Here is an 18,611-nt window from a genome sequence, read left to right on the forward strand (position 1 = left end):
GACTCATGAGTGCTCGGTTATATGCGGGCCAATTGGTTGTGCGGTAGATTTTGTGTGTAGGCTTCTTCATTTGAAAATTATATCGCTGAAAAAGCCTTTACAGATAGGTTTGTGCAACAAAGCCCTTCACAACTATATATTTACCATTTCATCCATCTAATTCAGTGGTTAGTAATTTAATGAAGATTCAGCAAATGTTTAGATTAATGATTTTATTGGAGTTATCATATTTGCCGGGTCATAACTCACAACTCACATAGCAACTGTAGATTTGAGTGCCGCCTTTCTCAGCATGCTCGTGCAATAATTGCGACTTTATTAGGAGTTCTTCTTCTATCTAGACAACTTTTTCCAAAATTATGGATATTCCTTCAGTAACAATTAGTAATCTAGGTGTTTTGGTGGTTTTTCCTTTTAACAGCTGGTACTACAGTATATTACTTTATCTCATTCAATCGCGTTTGTAGGGTTCTTACCACTGTACAGCCATATTTGCAGTGATACCTGGAGGAGTGAACAATTAAACTACTTGCATACTAAAATTACAAAGCTAAATAAATTTTCAAAGAACACTTGCAATAGTTAATGTAACCTTCATCTATTAAAAATTATTATATTTTTTAGGGGGTAAGGGGAGAATGAGTAATCCAGTTTCTCTTTCAAATAGTTGTATTCTCCTTGCAGGTAGCATTTCTCTTACTACAAATGATGACCAAATCGATAAGGCTCATTCATTTGTTGAAGCTCTTGTAACAGAAGTTATTAATGCTGGAGGCAGCTTTATCGGTTATTTTTCAGCAGAGCCTGTAAATCAAACTCAAAAATCTTTAGTTTTTGATTGGACTATTGCTAGAAAAATAAACGAACTAACTCAAGGGATAGAAAACAAAATCTTTCTTAAGATTGTTGCATCAAATGATCGGTTGCAATGCAAAACCAATTCCGAACAGCGACGGCTTTTAAATAGCATGATTGCTCGTGGGGTTGCTGAACATATTTGTATTGATGACGAAATCTTAACAGGTAGCAATGTAGGTGAAGAACAAATTGAGCATGCTACAGCAATGATTGCACTAGGTGGTGGTAAAGGAGTATTAGATAGAGCTCACAAAATGGTAAAAAAAGGGTTGCCTATTTTGCCTTTAGATCTACAAATCGGATCAAATAAAGAAGATGGAAATGGTGCATTAGGATTGCTAAAAAAATTTAGAGACACTCCTCAAACTTATTTGCAAAATACCGGTTCTACTGTGGTAAAAAGTATTTCAGCACTCTCTTTAGAAGAACCTGTATTAGAATTTTCTCAAATTGCAAAGAGAATTATTACGATCTTTTATAAAGAGGAACAAGCTAGACACGCAGCTCTTCCGCCAGATGTATTAGTCTTGACAGCTTTACCAATTGAATTATCAGCTGCAAGGCAAGCATTAAATATTAATGAAGGTGTACAGCCTATAGTTACAAGTACGGGTCTCCATGTATGGAAAACAGAAATAATTCGCAATGATGGTATACGGGCTAATTGCGCAATAGCATGTTTTTCTAGCGCTGGAAATGTAGATGCTTCTTCAATCACCACCACATTACTAATTGAATTACAACCTAAAAATGTAATCATGTTAGGTATTGCTGCGGGAATGCGCGAAAAATGTGCTTTAGGCGAAGTTGTTTTATCTGAACAAGTCGTTGCATACGAAGGAGCAGCTCTCATTGAAGGTGGCGCTACAGAACACCGGCCTAAAAGCACAGTGTTAGATCTTAAAGTTAGACAGGATGTTAGCACATATTTATCTAACAAAAGTTCTTTAGAAAGTCGCTTAATAAAGAGCTATGAAGCCTTAGAAATCATACTTCCAGATAGTATTGAAATTGGCCCAGTAACTAAAAGTGTTATGCCTAAAACAGTCACTATTGGAAGTGGTGAGAAGCTTCTTCGAGATCCTGAAAAATTTAAAGCCTTAAAAGAACTTAATGGAAAAATTGAAGTTGCTGAAATGGAGGGTGCAGGAGTATTTGCGGCTTGTGCTTTACATAAAAAACCCGTGTTAATGATTAGAGGAATTAGTGACTTTGGTGATTCCACAAAAGACAATCGCTTTCATGACTTAGCCGCAAAAGCAGCTGCTGCAGTAACAGCAGATTATATTACTCATGGCTTAACACTTAATAACTAACTTGGGGAAACACATCAGAATGTCACTTACAAATTCAGATCTTCAATATTATGATGGTAATGTACTTCGTTTACCTTCAGAAAAACGTACAGAATATCATGCACAAGTGGATAATTTAATAACAGAGTTACGCAAACATATCACTTCAAACTCTGACTTAAAAATAGCAAAAGTAGTTAAAGCCGGTTCTTTTGCAAAGTATACAATTTTGAAGAAAACTGTAGATGATCCTATCGATGTAGATATTGTATTTTATATCAGTAATAAAAATGTAGATGATTCGACATTAGACAATCTTAATGACTTAATTTACACGTTACTCACAAAAATTTATCCAACTAAAGCTGTTGAAGATTTTGAGATTCAACGGAGAGCAGCTACAGTAACTTTTGTCAAAAGTGGGCTGAGTGTAGATGTAGTTCCTGTAATTCAAGATGCCCAAGAACCAAACCATGGTTGGCAATATGATCTAAAAACTAAAGAAAAAAACCTAACTTGTGCTCCTTGTCATATTCAATTTATTCGTGATAGAAAAAATTCAGATAAGCATTACCGCACTTTAGTGCGTATGGCAAAACGATGGAAAAATTTTGCGTGCCCTCCGGGCCTTAAATCTTTTCATCTAGAGTTGATACTAGCTTATTTACAAGATCGTGATGGACCAACACAAAATATTGAACAACGTTTTAGAGAATTTTTAGGATTTATAGCTCAAAGTGAATTAAATGAGCGTATTGATTTCCCTGAGAACTCGGCTAAGGTGCAGAAATATTTTTCAGATCCTGTTGTAATTATTGATCCTGCTAACCATGAAAATAATGTAGCGTCTCGAATAACTATAGAAGAGAAAGAACAAATCGTCAAAATAGCCTTACAAGCTTGGGAAACTGCAAATTATGCATCAGTAGAAGATGATAACGACATTTGGAAAGAAATATTCGGTAATAAATTTAAAATTAAGGATTAAAGCATGAGTTCATCATACTCAAGTACTTATTCGAGTACTTACACTGTAGCTGATGTTGAAAAAGTTGTACGTAGTATTAAAGCAGATTTAATTATGATCGCTAGTAGCACAAGAGCGATGACTGAAGATAAAGCGAAAGAATATGCCCATGATATTGAACTATTAGCAAAAAATGAATATTTATCTAAAGTTGATGTAACTTTGATATCTTCCTATGGTTCAGAAGTTAGAGCTATTAAGTACATATTTCAAACTGAAGGTGCATCTGGTACTGAAAGACCTGGCGGAGTAATGTGGCCCCACACACCAGATGGACGAATTAGAATTATATTGTCACATACCGATAAATATCGTAATGAATCAGAAAAAGCTTCCAAATTACCATTGGAAATAACTTGGGTCTCAACAACAGAAAGTACCACTCACAGTAGCCTTTCTGCATCAGGGGAGCGAGGTTATAGCAGTAATGGTTATGGAGCTAATAGGAGCGACTACTCATGAGTAAATCAACAGTTTTTGAAGTTAAGACAGATTTACCAATTAAACAATTTGATGATTTAGCTGACAAATTACTCGGTTTTGAATCTAGATATTCCCGTATTAAGAAACAAGTACAACTTTTGCTTCAGGCTGATGAGTTAGAACAATGGAGTAAACAAAAACATGGGAAAAAACTAGCGGTTATTGATCTTCTTGTCGATCAATATCCTTTAGCTATTTTTCATGGTGATGTAGGTACTGGAAAAACTGCAAATGCTGAAGCAATTGTTAATAGATTAGCTCGTGATGCGAAAATAGAAGATGCTTTGCTATTTAAGCTTAGTAATAAAGTCAGAGGAACTGGTAAAGTTGGTGAAATGGGTACTCTCATTGCACAAGCATTCGATGAAATCACTCGGTCTATTGGACATGGAAATGGTCGAGCTTTTCTTATTATTGATGAAGGTGATTCGCTTGGAGCATCTCGAAGTCAAGAAAATAGTCATCATGAAGATAAAGTTGGTGTGAATACTTTAATTCAAGCAATAGATGATTTAAGAAAACATGGTGGCCGTATCTTTGCAATTTTATGTACTAATCGATTAGCTGCTTTAGATGCAGCTGTTTTGCGTAGAGCTTCCATTGTAGAAGAGTTTGTTCGCCCATCTAATGAAGAACGACATGAGCTTTTTACTAAAGATTTGTCTGACATCGATTTTTCGGAAGATGAAATTGCCGAATTAGTAAGTGCAACTGCTCCTCACGGAGCAGAACCAGGTTGGACTTATTCAGATATTCGTACACGGTTATATCCAACGGCAGTTTCTTTAGCTTTTCCTGATTCAGAATTAAAAATCTCACACTTCCATCAGGCTCTTAGTAAGCTAAAGCCTTCACCTATAATGGCTGGATAACATAATTCTAATTGGAAGGAGCATAAGAATGTATAAAAAAGAGGTTTATATTTCTGTAGACATTGAAACAGCAGGTCCTATAGTAGGTGAACACAGTATGCTGACTATAGGAGCATGTTTCGTATATAACCCTGATATAGAATTTACAATAATGCTCCAACCAATCAGTGATCAAGCAATTGAAGAAGCTTTAAAAGTGTCAGGAATAACTTTAGACCAAGCACGAAAGAAAGGTATTCCCCCCATAGAAGCAATGTCTCAATTTGAAAGTTGGATACTCAAGTATTTACCAGAGGACTCTAGACCTATATTTGTAGGACTTAATGCGCCTTTCGATTGGTCTTTTATAAATTTTTATTTTCTAAAATATTTAAATAGAAATCCTTTTGGTATATCAGCTATAGATATCAAAGCTCTTTTTATGGGAGCCACAAAATGTAGCTGGTACGATACAAAGTCAAGTTCAATAGATAAATATGTACATCCTACTTTACAAGGAGATCATAATGCTTTGCACGATGCAAAGTATCAAGCAGAATTATTTAGATTAGTTTATTCAATTGAATAAATTATATAATTCATATAATTTTCAATTGGGTAATATTAATATGACAAATAGGATTAATTCTGAACAAGCTGTTGAACATGCCTGGAAGTACTTTGAATTACATTCCAACCAAAGAATAACAATGTTCAATTATTTTCTTTTTATCATTGCTGGATTAGGAACCGCTATAGGTGTTTCCATTCAGTCCTCAAGTACCTTTGCTTACATAGGAATATTTTTATCCATTTTCTTAAGTATTACGGCATTTGTTTTCTGGAAGCTAGATCAAAGAACATCTTTTTTAATCAAACAATCTGAAGAAGTCTTTAAAAGATTAGAAAGAAATTCTTCAATTGATATTGGAATATTTTGTAATGAAGAAAGTAATCTTATTAGAGCTAATATGGGAAAAAAATATTTAAGTAAAATTTTGACTTATGGCTTGATATTTAGAGCAACTTTCTTAATTATGGGACTAATTGGCTTAATCGGAGTCTTAATCTTTAGTTTAATAATTTTTGAAAAAATCTCTTTTGAAACTCCCAAAAAAAATGATACTACGTTAATTTCTAAATAAGTAATAACCCTATGCATATCTTTGCATAGGGCTAGATAATATTTTTAGGCTGTTAATATCTAGATATTTTACTAATATTCTTCTGATGAATTTTAATACCAGTGAATAAAAAAAATCCAAGGACTATTAATGGAATCAACCACATACCATGTATAAGATAATTGATATTAGTCTCTATTATTGATCTAAAAGGGAATTGTCCAAAGAACTGAATGAACCGTACCGGGTTTGTCGGAGAGTCAATATTCTGAGAGACTATCCCGATGACAAAATTAAAATATACCCCTGAAATCAGAGAAAGAGCGGTTCAATTATTGATTGAATCCGAGAAAGATTATCCATCGAATTGGGCTGCAATCACAGCAATTGCGCCTAAGATTGGTTGTACTCCTGAAACACTTCGTGCCTGGCATCAAAAGCATTTAGATCAGCAAAATCCTATTAAAGTACAACAGATATCTGACCAAGAAAAAATGAAGCAAATGGAACGTGAAATTAAAGAATTAAAGCGTGCCAATGAAATTCTACGCAAAGCAGCCGCTTTTTTCGCCAAGGCGGAGCTCGACCGCCCACACAAATAATGGTGGATTTCATCCATAACAATAAAGACTTATATGGTGTTGATGCGATTTGTAGGATTTTACCGATCGCAGCTTCAACCTATTACCGGACTCTAGATCTCTGCGAAAATCCAGAACATCGAGCAAAGCGAGATTTACATGACTTGCATCATGCTGAGGAGATTAAACGAATTTGGAAGGAAAGTTCAGGTCGGTATGGTGTACGTAAAGTCTGGCAAAAACTGAAACGTGAAGGCTATATTATTGCACGCTGTACTGTTGCTCGATTAATGAAAAAGCTAGGTATACAAGGTGTTTGGCGAGGTAAGAACAAACAAACCACCCGTAGCCGAGATGACCAAAAACGAGCAGATGATTTAGTGAAACGTAATTTTACTGCTGATCATCCTGACCAACTGTGGGTCAGTGACTTTACGTATATTCAAACAAATTCAGGCTGGGTCTATACCGCCTTTATTATTGATGTGTTCTCACGAGCAATTGTTGGCTGGAAAGTATCTACACGAATGAATACAGATATGGTGCTCGATGCATTAGAGCAAGCATTGCATGATCGAGGCATGCCAAAGAATGTGATTCATCATTCCGACAGAGGTGTGCAATATCTTTCTATTCGCTATACCAATCGTTTAGAAGCTGCAAATTTACGAGCATCAGTCGGTACAACTGGTGATTCATACGATAATGCTCTGGCTGAAACGGTGAATGGCTTATACAAAACAGAGGTGATTGAATATTTAAAAGCAGATTGGCAAGGTTTAGCAGATGTACAACTTGCGACACTAAACAGGGTAGATTGGTTCAATAAAAAGCGTGTACACAGTGCACTGGGTTATGTATCGCCTTTTGAGTTTGAAGCAATGTACTATGATAAGATTAACCCGTTAGGTCAGGTGGCCTAACTTAAATAAAAAAGTCTCCGACAAACCCGGTACGGTTCAATTTCTGGAACCAGAATTCATACCAAAATTTAAGTGCGAGCATTGTCAACGGCATTCTAAAATTGACCCCTTTGATCTCGTATTAAATTTCAACCTGGGGCTGAATCCCAATTCTTTTTTTATCCTTCAAACGATAACTCTCACCCGATATTTGTACCACATGACAGTGATGCAGCAACCGATCTAACATCGCAGCGGTCAACGTAACATCATCCGCAAACGACTTAGACCATTGGCTAAAGGGTAAGTTACTCGTCAATATCGTACTGCCTTTTTCATAACGCTTGGCAATCACGTTAAAGAACAGATTCGCTTCTTCACGTCCAAACGGTAAATAACCAATTTCATCGATAATCAGTAACTTTGGTCCCAGTACCGCACGTTGCATATAGGTTTTCAATTTACCTTGCTGATAGGCTGTACTCAGTTGCAGCGTGAGATCGGCGGCGGTAATAAACTTGGTTTTGACATTGTTCATGATGGCCTTATAGCCTAATGCCATAGATAAGTGCGTTTTCCCTACACCGCTAGCCCCGAGAAACACCACATTTTCTGCTCTAGCAATAAAGCTCAGGTTGAACAACTCGACCACCTGTGATTTGGGAGCACCCAGTGCATAATTAAAATCGTAACCTTCCAGCGTTTTCACTTGAGGCAGGCCTGAGAGTTTCATCAGGACCTGCTGGCTGCGCTGTTGCCTGGCAGCATATTCATGCGTCAAGATAGCTTCAACAAAGTCGGCATAACTTCCATCTTGACCTAATGTTTGTTGTGCATGATGTGACCATTGTGATGCGATGGCAGGCAGATTGAGCTTTTGGCAAAGTTGCTCTATACGGTCGTATTGCAGATTCATCAGGAAACTCCCAGCAACTGGTCATATACCGATAAGGGATGCTGCAAACTCTCGTAGGGCATGACATGCTGTGCTGCTGCAACAGGTACAGTGCTAGAACCTGTATCTGATTGCGGTAATGGCGTAAATTTTTGCTGCTCCTGTTGCAGTCGAACAGCCGGTTTTTCTTGCGTGGTGGCATGAATCCGCTGATTGGCGGTTTCATGCAGCCACCGGCCAATGTGGGCATTGGCGACATCAACATCTAACAGTAAACCCGAAGTCTTCAGGCTTGCTTTCAATGGCACAATAAAGCTTGATTTGAGGTATCCATTAAAGCGTTCAACTTTGCCTTTGGTCTGTGCACGGTAGGGCTTACATACGCGAGGACGAAAGCTGTATTTCTTGGCGCAGTCGAGCAGTTTGGGATTCCATTTATGCTGCCCCTCCTGATAGGCATCCCGTTCAATCATGATCGTTTTAGCGTTATCAAACAGGATTTCTTGAGGTACTCCTGCAAAAAACTGAAATGCATTTTCTAGACCATCGATCCATGCATCCGTACGTTCATGATCATAAAATTTCACGAAAGTCGCTCTGGAATACCCTAATGTTGCGACAAAGGCTTTTAAAGTCGTGTTGTTGCGTCGAATTGTCGTGAAATCTACCTGCATTTGTTGGCCAGGTTGGGTTTCAAAACGAATGATCGGTTCCGGTTGAGCAACTGGTTTTAATGTTGCAAGATATTCCCTCAAGATCCTGATCTTTCCTGGATATCCCAACCCTAAAATTTCCTGGTAGAGCACAACAGCAGGAATCCATTCAGGATGAGCTGCGTTTACACGTTGGAGTAAATAGGGTTTATATGGGTCAAGGATACTTATTCTAGGCTGTATACGCTGATACTGAGGTGTGGTGTTTTGCCGTAAATATTTACGTACGGTATTTCTGGACACCCCCAGTTCACGACTAATGGCTTTAATAGATTTACCTTGTTGATGAAGTATTTGGATTGTCACTGCTTGCTCCAAAGTTAACATGTTGAGCAGTCCAAAATGACCGCTATATTAACCAAGGGGGTCAGTTTTTAAATGCCATTAGGGGGTCATTTTTACACTGCCGCTAACAGCATATCTGATTGTTGGGTAGCTACACTTTGAAATCTCAAAACAGATAAAGAATAGAGTAATGGATAAAGACATGCCGTTGTAGTCGAAGCATTGAACAGCACAACAATTCGATTTTGAGTTGAATGCTTTTTTGAGAGTTTGATTGTCTTTAAGAAGAACATTACACAATTGAAGAACTAAATGAAGTAAACACTATATAGACTTAAATAAAATTAGCCTAGAATTATTTTTTTAATAAGTCATTGTTTTATATATTGTTTATCTATAAACACAGAGAGTTATGAACTTAAAGTACTATGTACTTAATTTAACATAATCTATATTATACGCAATTGGCATGTTAGAACCCATTCAAAATGTCTATATTCTCACCAATAAAAATGTCTAGTTTATGATGGCTTAAACATCATGGACTGGATATGAAATATAGATGCTGATCACTATGTCTGACAAAGAAATTCAACGTCTTGCTGTTCTGCAAGACGTTCGAGATCATCGTATTACCCAAGTCCGTGCTGCTGAAATCCTTAATCTTTCAACCCGTCAAATTACCTGGTTATTACAGAAGCTCAATCAAGATGGTGTTTCAGGTATGGCGCATGCCAGTCGTGGTCAACCTGGCCATCGTCGCCATGATGATTTATTAAAATCAAAATGTCTTTCCATTATTTCTGAACATCTGCTGGGATTTGGATCTACCTTGGCTCATGAAAAGCTCACTACCATTCATGGATTCGATATTTCAGTGGAAACACTACGTTCCTGGATGATTGCAGCCAATTTATGGATTCTGCGATCCAAGTGCAAATTCTTATTTAATGATCATTAAATTTTGTGCTAACTTGGACAGATATTATTCGGCTAATTGGACAAACAGTTATTGTTCTTTAAGATGATTAATTAATCGCTCATAGTCATTTTTAGAAAGTTTACCAATGTAAGTTAATTTTGTTTTATCAATTGGCAACTGATATGTCTGTACGGTATCAATCCATGATTTTTTACTTAGTCCAACCGATTCCCAATCTATAATTTCAATATATTTACGTTTAATAAAATCAGATTTATTGTCATATTGACTGCTTAAACGGAATACGATGTAGTCTTTTTTTGTTTGTCGAATATATAAAACAGGGCGAGTTTTGCCATCTACTATATCTGTCAAACCAACATAAGCCCAATACAAATCCTGTGCCATTAGTACCCACCATCATCGTTTAAAAATGCTTGAGCAGATTTTGTATTAGATACTTTTACACTTGGGATATTATGGCTAAGAGCTATGAGCTGTGCTGTATTAAAATCATCATCACTTATTTGATTGCTTACAGGGATTCGACCTGTTTTGGCTATTTCAGCCATGACCATACTAAAAACAGATGCAGGGGTTAGCCCAACTTTTTTAATAATGTACTCTGCTGATTCAGAAATAGCCTCATCCACAGAATATTGAACTCTCTTTTTTATTAGCTTAGACATTTAACACCTCTCAATCTTGTTAAGGCCATTTAATGCCATAAAATGGTACAAGGCAAGTGAGTAGTAAGTGGTAAGCATCCGGCTAACACAGCCTTACCAAGCGATCCTATAAGCCTTAATTTAGTTCCCACCTAAAAACAAGTGGGGACTTAATCCATGAACATGGATATATATTCAGCAACACCTCCTGTTGCTAAAAAACGCAGAACATACAGCAAAGAATTCAAACTCAGTATTGTCAATGCCTGTAAAAATCCTAATACCTCGATCGCTTCGGTCGCACTGCAACATAGTATTAATGCCAACCTTGTCAGTCGTTGGATCAGGATCTTCAGCCATCATGATGGTGCCGTGCAGGATCCTACTCATGTGAATCCAGCATTTATTGCTTTGCCTTACACTGCTGCAATCAGCCAACCTATTGATGAGAGGATCACGTTGTGTATCACCGTGCCTCATACGAATAATGATATTCAGCTAAAATGGCAAGTATCGAAAATATCTGCTTTAGCAGAATTACTCAAGGCACTTGCAACATGATCCGCATTGATGAAATCTGGTTGTCTACTCAGCCCATGGACATGCGTGCAGGTATGGATACGACCATGGCTCAGGTGGTGAGAGCCTTTGGCTACATCAAACCGCATTGTGCTTACCTGTTCTGTAATAAACGTGGCCATCGCATGAAAGTGTTGGTACATGATGGATTGGGCATCTGGCTGTGTGCCCGGCGGCTGGAACAGGGCAAATTTCACTGGGCTCAAGTTCACCAAGGTGAAACCGTGGCCCTCAGCCCGGAACAGTTACAGGCACTGATCCAAGGTTTGCCCTGGCAGAGAATTGGATTGCAGCAAGTGGTGAATATGCTCTAAACCAAGCTCGACCATTCTGCCATCCTCCAAACGTTCTATTTCATTCTTCTCATGACCTCAGGCATACTGCGGTCATGAATACGCTGCCTGACTTAAGCCAACTGACCCATGAACAACTGCTGGAATTCACCAGACTGAACCGTACCAGGTTTGTCGGAGACTTTTTATTTAAGTTGTCAACGGCATTCTAAAATTGACCCCTTTCACCTTACAAATGGCAAAGTAAAATTGACCCCTTTGATCTCGTATTAAATTTCAACCTGGGGCTGAATCCCAATTCTTTTTTTATCCTTCAAACGATAACTCTCACCCGATATTTGTACCACATGACAGTGATGCAATAACCGATCTAACATCGCAGCGGTCAACGTGACATCATCTGCAAAGGATTTGGACCACTGGCTAAAGGGTAAGTTACTCGTCAATATCGTACTGCCTTTTTCATAACGCTTGGCAATCACGTTAAAGAACAGATTCGCTTCTTCACGTCCAAACGGTAAATAAAGAGATGGATCCGGAAATTTGAACAACTTCTATAAGTGATATTCCGCTCTAGTTAAGCCACCTTGTTTTGTTGGGGTAGCTGATCATAGTAAAACTCATTGGGTGTCATTTTGTCTAGACTCGAATGAGGTCGTTTCAAATTATAAAACTTGAAATATGCACTCAATTGCTTTTTTGCATCTGTGACACTGCTATAAGCTTTGAGATACACCTCTTCATATTTAACGCTCCGCCATAATCGTTCAACCATCACATTATCAATCTATGAGCAGTATACTGCGCAAGTTTACCATCCATACTGATTTGAATGCCATTTGATTTCAATACATCAATAAATGCATCACTCGTGAACTGACTGCCTTTGTCTGTATTAAATATTTCAGGTGATCGGTAATCCTCCCATAAATAACCGAAGTTAAAAGTAGAGGTTAAGCAGCCATTAGAGGTGGCTTTCCTTTGTTAGCTTGATGTGGTCTTTCATGGTTGTAATGCCACAACCAGTTTGTTGCATAATCTTGTACTTCATCCAAAGTATCAAATAAATGCTTGCTCAGCCAACTATAACGTATAGTCCGATTATAGCGTTCAATATACGCATTCTGCTGTGGCTTACCCGGTTGAATATATTCAATACGAATACCGTGCTCAGTAGCCCAGCGCACAAATTCGTGACTGATAAATTCGGGACCATTATCGCATCGGATCACTAACGGTTTTTCTCTCCACTCCAGCAATTGATTCAACGTACGAATAACCCTGATTGTGGGCAATGAGAACCCTGCGTCAATGGCTAGGCCTTCGCGGCGGTAATCATCAATCACATTCAATAATCGAAACTTGCGACCATCGGAAAGCTGATCATGCATAAAATCTAATGACCAAACCTGATTTTCTCGGATTGGTTCTTTCAATGGTTCAGGCGCATGCCGTTTTAGTCTTCTTCTCGGTTTAATACGCAGATTCAGTGCCAACTCACAGTAAATGCGGTAAACCCGCTTGTGATTCCAGCAGCAACTCTCAACATGCCGTAAATACGAGAAGCACAAACCAAAGCCCCAATCGGAATTTTCCTCAGTGAGTTCAATGAGCTGTTCAGCAATGAGTGCATTGTCATCGCTGAGTTTGGCTTGATAGCGGTAGCAGGTTTCACTAATGCCAAATGCTTTACAAGCCAAACGAATACTAATGGCATGCTGGGCAACTGCCTGTTGTGCCATCTTACGCCGGCAAGATGGCTTTACCCTTGCGCAGCAGTGCTGCTCATTGCCATCGCTTCCTGGATGATTTCGGCCTTTAATCGCTCTTCCGCATACATCTTTTTAAGTCTGGTATTTTCGGCTTCTAGCTCTTTCAGTCGAGCCATTAATGATGTATCCATACCACCATATTTGGCACGCCATTTATAAAAGGTAGCATTACTCATGCCGTGTTCACGGCAAAGGGTCGCTACAGGTGTGCCAGATTCTGCCTGTTTCAAGATGGACATGATCTGACTGTCAGTAAATTTAGATGTTTTCATGCAGAATCTCCTGCTCGTATCTTAAGAGAAAATTCTACTTTTAGATCCTATTATTTTTAGGGGGGATTACCAGCCTTCATCGTCAGTTACTTGTCTTTTTACATTGTAATCTGTTTTTCTAATTCAGCTATCCGTGCATTTGCATTAGTGAGTTGTGATTCCACATATTTGATCGAGCCTGATTTTTCGAGTAGCTGTTCATATTTGGCTTGCAAGGCGTTGTAGTCTTCTTTTGCCTTATCTGTACTAGCAAGAGCGACTTTCAGCTTGTCGGTGGTGTCATCAGTTTGTTTGACCTGTTCATCAAGTTTGATTTGCACCTGTTCCAGTTTTTCTGTGGTATCTGCAAGCTGCTTTTCCAGTTGTTGCACTGTTTCCGCATATCCGCCTTGTACTGCATCAATCCGTTCTTGCAATAGGGTTGCAATGACTTGTGACACGGTAACAAGTTCCGCATCTTTCAGAGTTTTTGCCGTAGTAACGGCTGCCGCCAGTTGCTCTTCAAGGATCTCTTTGCGGTATTTGTTGATAGTGGTCTTTGAGCCGCTACCAAGAACCGCAAGGATATTATCGTTAGTTGGGTTTGAGCCTTGTGCTGCAAGGGATTCGATGGCTTTTGCCACATCTGATTTAGTGATTGCCATGGGTTTACTTCCTATTGTGTACTGTACTGTATCGTATTTTAGTACATTACAGTACAGTACACAATCGATATTTTTTATGAATTATGACTAGCTAAAACTCACCCGTATATTCAAACCAATTCAGGTTGGGTCTATACCGCCTTTATTATTGATGTGTTCTCACGAGCAATTGTTGGATGGAAAGTATCAACACGTATGAATACAGACATGGTGCTCGATGCATTGGAGCAAGCATTGCATGACCGATGCATGCCAAAGAATGTGATTCATCATTCCGACAGAGGTGTGCAATATCTTTCCATTCGTTATACCAATCGTTTAGAAGCAGCAAATTTACGAGCATCAGTCGGTACGACTGGTGATTCATACGATAATGCTTTGGCTGAAACGGTGAATGGCTTATACAAAACAGAGGTGATTGAATATTTAAAAGCAGATTGGCAAGGTTTAGCAGATGTACAACTTGCGACACTAAACTGGGTAGATTGGTTCAATAAAGAACGTGTACATAGTGCACTGGGTTATGTATCACCTTTTGAGTTTGAAGCAATCTACTATGATAAGATTAATCCGTTAGGTCAGGTGGCCTAACTTAAATAAAAAGTCTCCGACAAACCCGGTACGGTTCAGAGTGCTAAATTTTTAAATACAGAGCTTCTGACATTGGGATAGATTTCCCAAAAGTAGTCATGGTGAGTACTCTGTATTGATTGCCTGTACTGATGTTTCAGTTTTTTCATTGTTCCTCCTAGGTAACATTACCTAGAAGGGATCCTCTGCAAAATAGTACATCGTCTTTAATCCTGTGAACTAAGAATTATCATTTAAAAATACCACAAAGTAGTATAAAATAAACTACTACAAGGTAGTATGAATGCAATCAATGTATACAATATGTGAGACTCCATTATTTACTAAATACTGTCTTGTTTATTGGACTCAGGAAGAATATGAGGAATTCAAAACATTCTTAGCATTAAATCCTGAAGCAGGAGATGTAGAGCCTAATGCAGGTGGTATTCGTAAGATTAGATGGACTAGCGGTGGTAGAGGTAAAAGTGGTGGTGTCAGAGTCATCTACTTTAATCGTTTAGCAAATGGAGAGATTTGGTTATTAACCTTGTACAGTAAAAAGCAAACTGTACAGCTTAGTAAGAAGACTCTTCAAGCATTAGTGGAGAAACTAAATGACTCGTTTAATGACTGAAAAAGAACTTGAGGCTTTTGAAGCAACTAGGGATATTGAAGCTGAAATATTACAAGGCATCGACGATATGCTTACTAGTAATGCAGCGAAAAGAACCGTAATCACTGAGACAGATGTAGCGTTAGCTCGTAGAAAGGCTCAACTAACACAAGATCAGTTTGCTAAGATTCTTGGCGTATCAAGACGTACTCTTGAATCATGGGAACAAGGTGCGAGAAGACCATCAGGAGCAGCAACATCCCTTATTCGATTATTTATTGTTGATCCAAAATTTGTAAAAGAGAGTCTGGCTTAATTTAGACAGCTCTCTACTATATTTATTTAAGGTTTTTTATGAAGCACTTAGGATTTGTGGGAAAAAGTACTGAATATTTAGGGTATACCCATATTGAAATTATCAATAGCTCATTACGCTTATCTTTCAATATTCCATCAACAAAAGATCTAGAAGAAACCTTTAAAAAGATAGTCGAAAATAACTATGATTTACTCATGGAAACATCAGCAGAAATCGAGTTCGAATTAGAAAGTGAAACGCTAGCAAAGATAGAAACCATCATAAAAGAAAAAGGGATTGAACTTGATGAGTTTGTTCAAAATGCGCTGATTAAACTTATCAACCAAAATGAATTGGCTAAGACTGATTAGACCTTAAATGCAGACAATAAAAAACCCCGGCATCCTGCCGAGGTTTTTTATTGGAACTTTAGGTCTGTGCTGGCTTAGTGCTTGTCGTATCTGGCCCCATCCTGGTGCTCATTCTTTGTAATTCTAAGGAACTTCCTGTTCCTGACCAATTAATCATATGAAAATTCTACTATTCCGAATAGCCGCAAAGGACCGGAATTTACGTAAGCTAAAGCGTACAAAACAGCCTAAGTTTTATCCACAAGAAATGGGGATAATTTTGAACATTCACGCATTGATAAAATTTAAAAAATCTCAAAATCGACTACTTTTTAAACAAATTTATTGGCAAGAACTATCAAAACTGCTCATAAAAAAGCCGATTTGTTTCAAAATCGGTTTTTTGGGCATTTTTGGATTTTTCTTGTTTTATTAAGTATCTGATATTTATATTAATATACAAGTGTATTGCGTATAACCACCATTATGTTAAATAGCATGCAATATTGGATACCATACTGAAATAAGTAAAACAGTACCTAATACTCGATTAAAGAGCACCATATGATGAGCTGTAGAAAGTATTTTTTTTGTGATTTTTCCTAAATAAGCCCAAATAAATAAACAAGGTAGAGAAATCAGCATAAAGATGAATGAAAATAGAATGAGTGACTGATAGTAGTTAGCTAGTTGTGCTGTATAAACAGTAATAACAGCAATAGCCATCAACCAGCTTTTAGGGTTGATAAACTGTAAAAAGAAGCCTGTAAAAAAACCATTTTTCTTATTTTGATTTTGGATTTTAGATTCTAGATCAGGTCTATAATTAAAAATTTTCCATCCAATATAGCTTAACCAAATGCCGCCAGTGAAACTTAATATTAATTGAATCTTGGGGTATTCATTGAGTGTTGTACCAATTCCAAGTCCTGTAATTAAGACTAATGATGCAGCACCAATACTTCCACCGAAGATTAAGCCTAATGTTTTTTTAATACTAAATTGATGACTTGTACTAAGAATAAGGAAATTGGTTGGTCCAGGAGTAATTGATGCAACAAAAGAAAAGGCACAAAAAGCTAAAATCGTTTCCAAAATAAAATCCAAAAATTAATAAACTATTTGGCTAGTTTGATAAATATCTTCAAGATATATCTAGAACATTTGTGCACGCTTTTTGATATTGATTCAATGTTATGCCATAACAACGTTTAAACCATCGACCTAGATGACTTTGATCAGAAAAACAAAGATATGAAGCAACAGTTGTTGCTGATAATCCTTTTCTTAACAATTCTTTTGCCTTATTTAAACGGAGTTGGATCAGATATTGATGTGGAGAACAGTTAAAGTTTTTTTTAAATACACGGTTAATATAAAAACGATCTGTTTTCACCAATGTTGAGAGTGTTTGTAAGTCTAAATCATGAAAGAGACTTTCATGTAAAATTTCTTTTAGCTTTAATGCAATATTAGGTAATGTCTGGATAGACTTTTCACGTTTATATAAAATTTTTTTATTTACCTAAGTTTTCTAATAAAAGATCTAAATACGTATCTTTCATCAATTGAGATTCATTGTTATTCAATATATTGTAGGTTGAAAGTATCAAATGTGAAAGTTGAGGATCAGAACGTAGGGTTGATTCGATAGCAAGTTCGATAGGCTCATTAAATATTCCTTCATAGCTTTTTTTTAACCATGCTGGATCTAAATGCATCATTTTATAAGTGAAGCCGAGAGGATCTGGTGCATTACCATCATGAACTTCTTCAGGTTCAAGCATGAAAGTTTGACCTTGATAGCTATCAATAATTTTTTTTCTACAATTGAATTGTTGATGTCCTAACTCTGTTACCCCTATAAGATAACTTGAGTGTAGATGAGGATCGTATGCAAAGCCTTTGAAGTGGGCATGAATTAGTTCTATACCTGTAGACTTATCCTGTGTGACATTGACCCAATTGCTCATATTTACTTAATTAGTCCTAATGGATTTAGCTTATCAAAAATTATCTAATGAAGAAATTCTAAAATTAACATAATACACCTTATACAAAATGCCCTTGTAAGCCCTTAATCAAGGGCATTTTTAGTCTCTACTTAACATAAAATTTTGGTGGTGCTTCAAAAAGTATGCTGCCTTTAAATGAAGCCATTATTGATGTAAAAGAAAAGAAGGCTAAATCAAAAGCTTTAAAATGGTTTTCAAGCTTTTTTGAAAAATTACAGCTTCTTCTGAAGCTACGCCTAATTCTATGCCTTATTTTGCAATTATTGCCTTCAATACCTACAGTAAAAAATTTACCAATACTTTGCTTACCATTTTTAAAAGCAGTGATGAAACTGTCCCAATGATCACTTGCAATTCGGGTGTAGTGAATATCTAATTGTTTAAGCTTTGTCTTCAATTGTTAGACTGTAGCTAAATCTCGTTTACCCCAAACATAAGCAACAATTTCACCTGTTTCTCGATGATAGGCGTAAATAAGCCATTGTTTATTCTTTTTATTTCCAACAAAATTCCAGAACTCATCTACTTCGAGAGATTCATAATGACTTTGCTGAGGCTGAATTTCATAGGTTGATTCAGTTAAAGTACGTAAAACTTT

The 18,611-nt window shown here is 37.2% G+C and carries 18 protein-coding genes, 7 pseudogenes and 1 other annotated feature; of the genes and pseudogenes, 14 read left to right on the forward strand and 11 right to left on the reverse strand.

Translation table 11 applies throughout. The features are described 5' to 3' along the window. Positions 1-638: 638 nt before the first annotated feature. From FTU22_RS15265 to FTU22_RS15295, 7 genes are all read left to right on the forward strand, one after another. A complete protein-coding gene (locus tag FTU22_RS15265; protein ID WP_159153817.1) occupies positions 639-2,174 on the forward strand; it encodes a phosphorylase in 1,536 nt (511 codons plus the stop codon). Positions 2,175-2,193: 19 nt separating this feature from the next. Then, positions 2,194-3,141 carry a CBASS oligonucleotide cyclase gene (locus tag FTU22_RS15270; protein ID WP_151208075.1) on the forward strand — a complete coding sequence of 316 codons (948 nt, stop codon included), beginning with the start codon at positions 2,194-2,196 and terminating at the stop codon, positions 3,139-3,141. Between the two features lie 3 nt (positions 3,142-3,144). After that, positions 3,145-3,642, forward strand: coding sequence for a four-carbon acid sugar kinase family protein (locus FTU22_RS15275; RefSeq protein ID WP_151208077.1), 498 nt, complete (start codon positions 3,145-3,147; stop codon positions 3,640-3,642). Beyond that, positions 3,639-4,535, forward strand: coding sequence for an ATP-binding protein (locus FTU22_RS15280; protein WP_127798918.1), 897 nt, complete (start codon positions 3,639-3,641; stop codon positions 4,533-4,535). The genes FTU22_RS15275 and FTU22_RS15280 overlap by 4 nt, the downstream gene beginning before the upstream one ends. Positions 4,536-4,563: 28 nt before the next feature. Continuing rightward, the gene (locus FTU22_RS15285; protein ID WP_127798920.1) at positions 4,564-5,103 is read left to right on the forward strand and encodes a 3'-5' exonuclease; all 540 of its coding nucleotides are present in this window, start codon (positions 4,564-4,566) and stop codon (positions 5,101-5,103) included. Between the two features lie 40 nt (positions 5,104-5,143). Continuing rightward, positions 5,144-5,659 carry a hypothetical protein gene (locus tag FTU22_RS15290; protein ID WP_127798922.1) on the forward strand — a complete coding sequence of 172 codons (516 nt, stop codon included), beginning with the start codon at positions 5,144-5,146 and terminating at the stop codon, positions 5,657-5,659. Positions 5,660-5,922: 263 nt separating this feature from the next. Beyond that, a protein-coding gene (locus tag FTU22_RS15295; RefSeq protein ID WP_159153816.1) for an IS3 family transposase occupies positions 5,923-7,142 on the forward strand; the annotation gives its coding sequence in 2 pieces (ribosomal slippage) (positions 5,923-6,199 and positions 6,199-7,142; 1,221 coding nt in all). Then, positions 6,198-6,314: a sequence feature (AL1L pseudoknot), on the forward strand. (Overlaps the previous gene by 117 nt.) 121 nt (positions 7,143-7,263) lie before the next feature. Here the strand turns inward: FTU22_RS15295 and istB (FTU22_RS15300) are convergent. Continuing rightward, complete coding sequence (gene istB / locus FTU22_RS15300) at positions 7,264-8,037, reverse strand: IS21-like element ISAba8 family helper ATPase IstB (RefSeq protein ID WP_159153815.1); 774 nt, start codon at positions 8,035-8,037, stop codon at positions 7,264-7,266. Beyond that, complete coding sequence (istA, locus tag FTU22_RS15305; RefSeq protein ID WP_159153814.1) at positions 8,037-9,056, reverse strand: IS21-like element ISAba8 family transposase; 1,020 nt, start codon at positions 9,054-9,056, stop codon at positions 8,037-8,039. Before istA ends, istB (FTU22_RS15300) begins: the two co-directional genes overlap by 1 nt. A gap of 520 nt (positions 9,057-9,576) precedes the next feature. Between istA and FTU22_RS15310 the strand changes: the two are divergent. Then, a pseudogene (locus tag FTU22_RS15310) lies at positions 9,577-9,948 on the forward strand (ISNCY family transposase); the annotation flags it as partial. A 75-nt stretch (positions 9,949-10,023) separates the two neighbouring features. Here FTU22_RS15310 and FTU22_RS15315 read toward each other — a convergent pair. Next, positions 10,024-10,344: a hypothetical protein gene (locus tag FTU22_RS15315; protein WP_127800962.1), complete on the reverse strand. Its 321-nt coding sequence runs from the start codon at positions 10,342-10,344 to the stop codon at positions 10,024-10,026. Continuing rightward, positions 10,344-10,625, reverse strand: coding sequence for a type II toxin-antitoxin system RelB/DinJ family antitoxin (locus FTU22_RS15320; RefSeq protein WP_127800960.1), 282 nt, complete (start codon positions 10,623-10,625; stop codon positions 10,344-10,346). Before FTU22_RS15320 ends, FTU22_RS15315 begins: the two co-directional genes overlap by 1 nt. Positions 10,626-10,781: 156 nt before the next feature. On the opposite strand from FTU22_RS15320, the gene FTU22_RS15325 reads away from it, so the two are divergent. Both FTU22_RS15325 and tnpB read left to right on the forward strand, forming a co-directional pair. After that, entirely contained in the window at positions 10,782-11,165 is a 384-nt protein-coding gene (locus FTU22_RS15325) for a transposase (protein ID WP_180009508.1), read from the forward strand. Then, positions 11,162-11,497, forward strand: a complete 336-nt coding sequence (gene tnpB / locus FTU22_RS15330) for an IS66 family insertion sequence element accessory protein TnpB (protein ID WP_004780063.1) — start codon at positions 11,162-11,164, stop codon at positions 11,495-11,497. The genes FTU22_RS15325 and tnpB overlap by 4 nt, the downstream gene beginning before the upstream one ends. Positions 11,498-11,745: 248 nt before the next feature. Here the strand turns inward: tnpB and istB (FTU22_RS15335) are convergent. From istB (FTU22_RS15335) to FTU22_RS15350, 4 genes and pseudogenes are all read right to left on the reverse strand, one after another. Then, positions 11,746-12,000, reverse strand: a pseudogene (istB, locus tag FTU22_RS15335) (IS21-like element ISAba8 family helper ATPase IstB); the annotation flags it as partial. Positions 12,001-12,053: 53 nt separating this feature from the next. Then, a pseudogene (locus FTU22_RS15340) lies at positions 12,054-12,394 on the reverse strand (transposase); the annotation flags it as partial. 35 nt (positions 12,395-12,429) lie between these two features. Beyond that, a pseudogene (locus tag FTU22_RS15345) lies at positions 12,430-13,520 on the reverse strand (IS3 family transposase). Positions 13,521-13,618: 98 nt separating this feature from the next. Continuing rightward, positions 13,619-14,164: a DNA-binding protein gene (locus FTU22_RS15350; protein ID WP_127800924.1), complete on the reverse strand. Its 546-nt coding sequence runs from the start codon at positions 14,162-14,164 to the stop codon at positions 13,619-13,621. Positions 14,165-14,269: 105 nt separating this feature from the next. Between FTU22_RS15350 and FTU22_RS15355 the strand changes: the two are divergent. From FTU22_RS15355 to FTU22_RS15370, 4 genes and pseudogenes are all read left to right on the forward strand, one after another. Then, positions 14,270-14,755, forward strand: a pseudogene (locus FTU22_RS15355) (IS3 family transposase); the annotation flags it as partial. Positions 14,756-15,047: 292 nt separating this feature from the next. Then, a complete protein-coding gene (locus FTU22_RS15360) occupies positions 15,048-15,371 on the forward strand; it encodes a transcriptional regulator (protein ID WP_104505828.1) in 324 nt (107 codons plus the stop codon). Next, positions 15,352-15,666: a DNA-binding transcriptional regulator gene (locus FTU22_RS15365; RefSeq protein WP_104505827.1), complete on the forward strand. Its 315-nt coding sequence runs from the start codon at positions 15,352-15,354 to the stop codon at positions 15,664-15,666. The genes FTU22_RS15360 and FTU22_RS15365 overlap by 20 nt, the downstream gene beginning before the upstream one ends. Positions 15,667-15,704: 38 nt before the next feature. Beyond that, entirely contained in the window at positions 15,705-16,019 is a 315-nt protein-coding gene (locus FTU22_RS15370) for a hypothetical protein (RefSeq protein ID WP_104505826.1), read from the forward strand. 468 nt (positions 16,020-16,487) lie between these two features. Here the strand turns inward: FTU22_RS15370 and FTU22_RS15375 are convergent, their stop codons facing one another. The 3 genes and pseudogenes from FTU22_RS15375 to FTU22_RS15385 form a co-directional block, all read right to left on the reverse strand. Next, positions 16,488-17,093, reverse strand: a complete 606-nt coding sequence (locus tag FTU22_RS15375; protein WP_000447788.1) for a LysE family translocator — start codon at positions 17,091-17,093, stop codon at positions 16,488-16,490. 49 nt (positions 17,094-17,142) lie between these two features. Further along, a pseudogene (locus FTU22_RS15380) lies at positions 17,143-17,971 on the reverse strand (AraC family transcriptional regulator). Between the two features lie 173 nt (positions 17,972-18,144). After that, positions 18,145-18,611 (reverse strand): annotated as a pseudogene (locus FTU22_RS15385) (IS1 family transposase); the annotation flags it as partial.

This window comes from Acinetobacter sp. YH12076, assembly GCF_013419525.1.
Lineage (GTDB): Bacteria > Pseudomonadota > Gammaproteobacteria > Pseudomonadales > Moraxellaceae > Acinetobacter > Acinetobacter amyesii.

Bases quoted from the DNA above. Each gene is read 5' to 3' on its own strand.
- FTU22_RS15265 (WP_159153817.1), top strand. From the start codon at position 639: ATGAGTAATCCAGTTTCTCTTTCAAATAGTTGTATTCTCCTTGCAGGT.
- FTU22_RS15270 (WP_151208075.1), top strand. From the start codon at position 2,194: ATGTCACTTACAAATTCAGATCTTCAATATTATGATGGTAATGTACTT.
- FTU22_RS15275 (WP_151208077.1), top strand. From the start codon at position 3,145: ATGAGTTCATCATACTCAAGTACTTATTCGAGTACTTACACTGTAGCT.
- FTU22_RS15280 (WP_127798918.1), top strand. From the start codon at position 3,639: ATGAGTAAATCAACAGTTTTTGAAGTTAAGACAGATTTACCAATTAAA.
- FTU22_RS15285 (WP_127798920.1), top strand. From the start codon at position 4,564: ATGTATAAAAAAGAGGTTTATATTTCTGTAGACATTGAAACAGCAGGT.
- FTU22_RS15290 (WP_127798922.1), top strand. From the start codon at position 5,144: ATGACAAATAGGATTAATTCTGAACAAGCTGTTGAACATGCCTGGAAG.
- istB (WP_159153815.1), bottom strand. From the start codon at position 8,037: ATGAATCTGCAATACGACCGTATAGAGCAACTTTGCCAAAAGCTCAAT.
- istA (WP_159153814.1), bottom strand. From the start codon at position 9,056: ATGTTAACTTTGGAGCAAGCAGTGACAATCCAAATACTTCATCAACAA.
- FTU22_RS15315 (WP_127800962.1), bottom strand. From the start codon at position 10,344: ATGGCACAGGATTTGTATTGGGCTTATGTTGGTTTGACAGATATAGTA.
- FTU22_RS15320 (WP_127800960.1), bottom strand. From the start codon at position 10,625: ATGTCTAAGCTAATAAAAAAGAGAGTTCAATATTCTGTGGATGAGGCT.
- FTU22_RS15325 (WP_180009508.1), top strand. From the start codon at position 10,782: ATGAACATGGATATATATTCAGCAACACCTCCTGTTGCTAAAAAACGC.
- tnpB (WP_004780063.1), top strand. From the start codon at position 11,162: ATGATCCGCATTGATGAAATCTGGTTGTCTACTCAGCCCATGGACATG.
- FTU22_RS15350 (WP_127800924.1), bottom strand. From the start codon at position 14,164: ATGGCAATCACTAAATCAGATGTGGCAAAAGCCATCGAATCCCTTGCA.
- FTU22_RS15360 (WP_104505828.1), top strand. From the start codon at position 15,048: ATGTATACAATATGTGAGACTCCATTATTTACTAAATACTGTCTTGTT.
- FTU22_RS15365 (WP_104505827.1), top strand. From the start codon at position 15,352: ATGACTCGTTTAATGACTGAAAAAGAACTTGAGGCTTTTGAAGCAACT.
- FTU22_RS15370 (WP_104505826.1), top strand. From the start codon at position 15,705: ATGAAGCACTTAGGATTTGTGGGAAAAAGTACTGAATATTTAGGGTAT.